Source organism: Psychrobacter sp. TPE 89C (assembly GCF_055522395.1).
Map to the genome: position 1 here is coordinate 1 of NZ_JBVFXW010000087.1, position 5,556 is coordinate 5,556.

The 5,556-nt window shown below is 48.3% G+C and carries 2 tRNA genes and 3 rRNA genes; all 5 read left to right on the forward strand.

From position 1 onward, the window contains the following. Window positions 1–252 precede the first annotated feature (252 nt). Window positions 253–1,791, forward strand: a 16S ribosomal RNA gene (locus ACZW67_RS14110). Window positions 1,792–1,880: 89 nt separating this feature from the next. After that, window positions 1,881–1,957: transfer RNA gene (locus ACZW67_RS14115), tRNA-Ile, on the forward strand. Window positions 1,958–1,965: 8 nt separating this feature from the next. Further along, window positions 1,966–2,041 (forward strand) — tRNA-Ala (locus ACZW67_RS14120). Window positions 2,042–2,383: 342 nt separating this feature from the next. Beyond that, a 23S ribosomal RNA gene (locus ACZW67_RS14125) occupies window positions 2,384–5,245 on the forward strand. A gap of 190 nt (window positions 5,246–5,435) precedes the next feature. Next, window positions 5,436–5,550 (forward strand): 5S ribosomal RNA (gene rrf / locus ACZW67_RS14130). Together the 16S, 23S and 5S rRNA genes with 2 tRNA genes alongside form the textbook arrangement of a ribosomal RNA operon. The last annotated feature ends 6 nt before the right edge of the window (window positions 5,551–5,556 follow it).

A 5,556-nucleotide genomic window follows, 5' to 3' on the forward strand; every position in this document is an offset into this window, starting at 1 on the left:
ACTGGACGACAGTGATTAGGCATTATTTAAAAGCATAACTAAAGAACAACTTGTGTGGATTTTTGCTGATTCAGAATGTTAAAAAATAAAGTTGGTTGACTATCTTTTCGATAGAATTCTAACTATAAAAATTATCATTTAAGACAGTAAAAAAACTCAAAGTTAATTCATTACGAACATAATTTTTAGCGATTTTGCCAGATTAGATGAGCCAAGTTTAGAAGTCTCTTTAAAGGACTTCATAGCAAGATTAAACTGAAGAGTTTGATCATGGCTCAGATTGAACGCTGGCGGCAGGCTTAACACATGCAAGTCGAGCGGAAACGATGATAGCTTGCTATCAGGCGTCGAGCGGCGGACGGGTGAGTAATACTTAGGAATCTACCTAGTAGTGGGGGATAGCACGGGGAAACTCGTATTAATACCGCATACGACCTACGGGAGAAAGGGGGCAGTTTACTGCTCTCGCTATTAGATGAGCCTAAGTCGGATTAGCTAGATGGTGGGGTAAAGGCCTACCATGGCGACGATCTGTAGCTGGTCTGAGAGGATGATCAGCCACACCGGGACTGAGACACGGCCCGGACTCCTACGGGAGGCAGCAGTGGGGAATATTGGACAATGGGGGAAACCCTGATCCAGCCATGCCGCGTGTGTGAAGAAGGCCTTTTGGTTGTAAAGCACTTTAAGCAGTGAAGAAGACTCCGTGGTTAATACCCACGGACGATGACATTAGCTGCAGAATAAGCACCGGCTAACTCTGTGCCAGCAGCCGCGGTAATACAGAGGGTGCAAGCGTTAATCGGAATTACTGGGCGTAAAGGGAGCGTAGGTGGCTCTATAAGTCAGATGTGAAATCCCCGGGCTCAACCTGGGAACTGCATCTGAAACTGTAGAGCTAGAGTATGTGAGAGGAAGGTAGAATTCCAGGTGTAGCGGTGAAATGCGTAGAGATCTGGAGGAATACCGATGGCGAAGGCAGCCTTCTGGCATAATACTGACACTGAGGCTCGAAAGCGTGGGTAGCAAACAGGATTAGATACCCTGGTAGTCCACGCCGTAAACGATGTCTACTAGTCGTTGGGTCCCTTGAGGACTTAGTGACGCAGCTAACGCAATAAGTAGACCGCCTGGGGAGTACGGCCGCAAGGTTAAAACTCAAATGAATTGACGGGGGCCCGCACAAGCGGTGGAGCATGTGGTTTAATTCGATGCAACGCGAAGAACCTTACCTGGTCTTGACATATCTAGAATCCTGCAGAGATGCGGGAGTGCCTTCGGGAATTAGAATACAGGTGCTGCATGGCTGTCGTCAGCTCGTGTCGTGAGATGTTGGGTTAAGTCCCGCAACGAGCGCAACCCTTGTCCTTAGTTACCAGCGGGTTAAGCCGGGAACTCTAAGGATACTGCCAGTGACAAACTGGAGGAAGGCGGGGACGACGTCAAGTCATCATGGCCCTTACGACCAGGGCTACACACGTGCTACAATGGTAGGTACAGAGGGCAGCTACACAGCGATGTGATGCGAATCTCAAAAAGCCTATCGTAGTCCAGATTGGAGTCTGCAACTCGACTCCATGAAGTAGGAATCGCTAGTAATCGCGGATCAGAATGCCGCGGTGAATACGTTCCCGGGCCTTGTACACACCGCCCGTCACACCATGGGAGTTGATTGCACCAGAAGTGGATAGCTTAACCTTCGGGGAGGCGTTCACCACGGTGTGGTTGATGACTGGGGTGAAGTCGTAACAAGGTAGCCGTAGGGGAACCTGCGGCTGGATCACCTCCTTATAGATGACATTCGGTCAGCAAGAATTCACAACAAGTTGTTCTTTAGTTTAAGCTAGTATTTATTAGCTTTTGCCTTTGTAGGCATACAAAGGCCTGTAGCTCAGCTGGTTAGAGCACCGTGTTGATAACGCGGGGGTCGGCAGTTCAAGTCTGCCCAGGCCTACCATTATTTACGGGGCCATAGCTCAGTTGGTAGAGCGCCTGCCTTGCACGCAGGAGGTCAACGGTTCGACTCCGTTTGGCTCCACCACTATAAATACGAACTTTAGATGCTAATAAATAAAATAGGTATTAAATAGAAACAAGTGATTTGCATAAGATTACTTCTTTCTGTTTTATACAGAACCTGCTACTCGACGAGAGAGTAGGAACTATTTAAAAACATAGATATGAGTCTGGGTTAGGAGGTGCGTGTTCACGCGCACTTCTTAACCTTAATAACTCACCTCTTAACGACATCAGTTGTTATCCCAGGGGTGAGTTATTAAAAAAGTAATAAGAGAACTGAATCAAGCGTATAAAATTAGGTGATATCGTTATCATAATTAGATTGTATGACACTTAGAAGTCGAGAGACTACTTGGGGTTGTATGGTCAAGTAATGAAGCGCACATGGTGGATGCCTTGGCAGTCAGAGGCGATGAAAGACGTGACAGCCTGCGATAAGCTTCGGGGAGGCGGCAATATCCTGTGATCCGGAGATTTCTGAATGGGGAAACCCACCTACCATAAGGTAGGTATCTTGTACTTGTACAAGAAGCGAACGAGGGGAAGTGAAACATCTCAGTACCCTTAGGAATAGACATCAAATGAGATTCCCCTAGTAGCGGCGAGCGAACGGGGAGAAGCCGATTAATTCTAATGTAGAAGAACAGCGTGGGAAAGCTGACCGTAGTAGGTGATAGTCCTGTATTCGAAACATTAGAGTTAACATATTAAGTAGAGCGGGGCACGAGAAATCCTGTTTGAAGATGGGGGGACCATCCTCCAAGGCTAAATACTCCTGACTGACCGATAGTGAACCAGTACCGTGAGGGAAAGGCGAAAAGAACCCCTGTGAGGGGAGTGAAATAGAACCTGAAACCGTGTGCGTACAAGCAGTAGGAGCTTCAATTTATTGGAGTGACTGCGTACCTTTTGTATAATGGGTCAGCGACTTATATTCTGTAGCAAGGTTAACCGTTTAGGGGAGCCGTAGGGAAACCGAGTCTTAATAGGGCGTTTAGTTGCAGGGTATAGACCCGAAACCGAGTGATCTATCCATGAGCAGGTTGAAAGTGCCGTAACAGGCACCGGAGGACCGAACCCACTGTCGTTGAAAAGCCAGGGGATGACTTGTGGATAGGGGTGAAAGGCTAATCAAACTCGGTGATAGCTGGTTCTCCCCGAAAGCTATTTAGGTAGCGCCTCGGACGAACACCATTGGGGGTAGAGCACTGTTTCGGCTAGGGGGTCATACCGACTTACCAAACCGATGCAAACTCCGAATACCGATGAGTGATATCCGGGAGACACACAGTGGGTGCTAACGTCCATTGTGGAGAGGGAAACAACCCAGACCGCCAGCTAAGGCCCCAAATTCCTAGTTAAGTGGGAAACGAGGTGGGAAGGCATAGACAGCTAGGAGGTTGGCTTAGAAGCAGCCATCCTTTAAAGAAAGCGTAATAGCTCACTAGTCGAGTCGGCCTGCGCGGAAGATGTAACGGGGCTCAAACTAGGAGCCGAAGCTGCGGATTTGAATTTGTTTTCAAGTGGTAGGGGAGCGTTGTGTAAGCCTGTGAAGGTGTGTCGTAAGGCATGCTGGAGGTATCACAAGAGCGAATGCTGACGTGAGTAACGATAATGCGAGTGAAAAGCTCGCACGCCGGAAGATCAAGGGTTCCAGTCCAACGTTAATCGGGGCTGGGTGAGTCGACCCCTAAGGCGAGGCCGAAAGGCGTAGTCGATGGGAAATCAGTTAATATTCTGATACTTGTTTATAATGCGATGGAGGGACGGAGAAGGTTATGTCAGCCTGGCGTTGGTTGTCCAGGTGAAAGGATGTAGGCTTGTGGCTTAGGTAAATCCGGGCTACTACATGGCTGAGATCTGATAGCAAGCTGTACTTGTACAGTGAAGTGGCAAATACCATGCTTCCAGGAAAAGCTTCTAAGCAATAGTTATAAACGAATCGTACCCTAAACCGACACAGGTGATCAGGTAGAGAATACCAAGGCGCTTGAGAGAACTCTGCTGAAGGAACTAGGCAAAATGGTACCGTAACTTCGGGAGAAGGTACGCTGTTGGTGGTGATAGGACACGCTCCTTGAGCTGCTGGCAGTCGCAGATACCAGGCTGCTGCAACTGTTTATTAAAAACACAGCACTCTGCAAACACGAAAGTGGACGTATAGGGTGTGATGTCTGCCCGGTGCTGGAAGGTTAATTGATGGGGTTAGCGTAAGCGAAGCTCTTGATCGAAGCCCCAGTAAACGGCGGCCGTAACTATAACGGTCCTAAGGTAGCGAAATTCCTTGTCGGGTAAGTTCCGACCTGCACGAATGACATAATGATGGCAGCGCTGTCTCCAGCAGAGACTCAGTGAAATCGAAATCGCAGTGAAGATGCTGTGTACCCGCGGCTAGACGGAAAGACCCCGTGAACCTTTACTACAGCTTTACATTGAACTTTGACCTGACTTGTGCAGGATAGGTGGGAGGCTTTGAAGCAGACACGCTAGTGTTTGTGGAGCCAATCTTGAAATACCACCCTGGTCATGTTGGGGTTCTAACTCAGGTATAACAATACCGAGGACAATGTATGGTGGGTAGTTTGACTGGGGCGGTCTCCTCCTAAAGAGTAACGGAGGAGTACGAAGGTGCGCTCAGACCGGTCGGAAATCGGTCGTAGAGTATAAAGGCAAAAGCGCGCTTAACTGCGAGACCCACAAGTCGAGCAGGTACGAAAGTAGGTCTTAGTGATCCGGTGGTTCTGTATGGAAGGGCCATCGCTCAACGGATAAAAGGTACTCTGGGGATAACAGGCTGATACCGCCCAAGAGTTCATATCGACGGCGGTGTTTGGCACCTCGATGTCGGCTCATCTCATCCTAGGGCTGAAGCAGGTCCTAAGGGTATGGCTGTTCGCCATTTAAAGAGGTACGCGAGCTGGGTTTAGAACGTCGTGAGACAGTTCGGTCCCTATCTACCGTGGGCGTTGGAAATTTGAGAGGATCTGCTCCTAGTACGAGAGGACCAGAGTGGACGAACCTCTGGTGTTCGGGTTGTCACGCCAGTGGCATTGCCCGGTAGCTACGTTCGGATGGGATAACCGCTGAAAGCATCTAAGCGGGAAGCCCACCTCAAGATTAGATTTCCCTAAAGAGCCGTTCAAGACTAGGACGTTGATAGGCAGGGTGTGGAAGTGCAGCGATGCATGTAGCTAACCTGTACTAATTGCTCGTTTGGCTTGACCATACAACACCCAAGTGGTTTGTATACAAGTCTAATTAATCTATCTTGTATAAGCTGTAGTGGCTTATAGAATAAGAAAGAACATTTCGATATCACCTTTAACCTTGATTCAGTTAGGTTATAAGTTGATCGACTAAAAAGTAAAATTTGAAGTCAAACAATAAAAACAACAGACTCATATCTAACCCCCTTTGCTGACGACAATAGCGCGATGGCCCCACCTGATCCCTTCCCGAACTCAGAAGTGAAACATCGTTGCGCCAATGGTAGTGTGGATTCGTCCATGTGAGAGTAGGTCATCGTCAGCTCTCTAT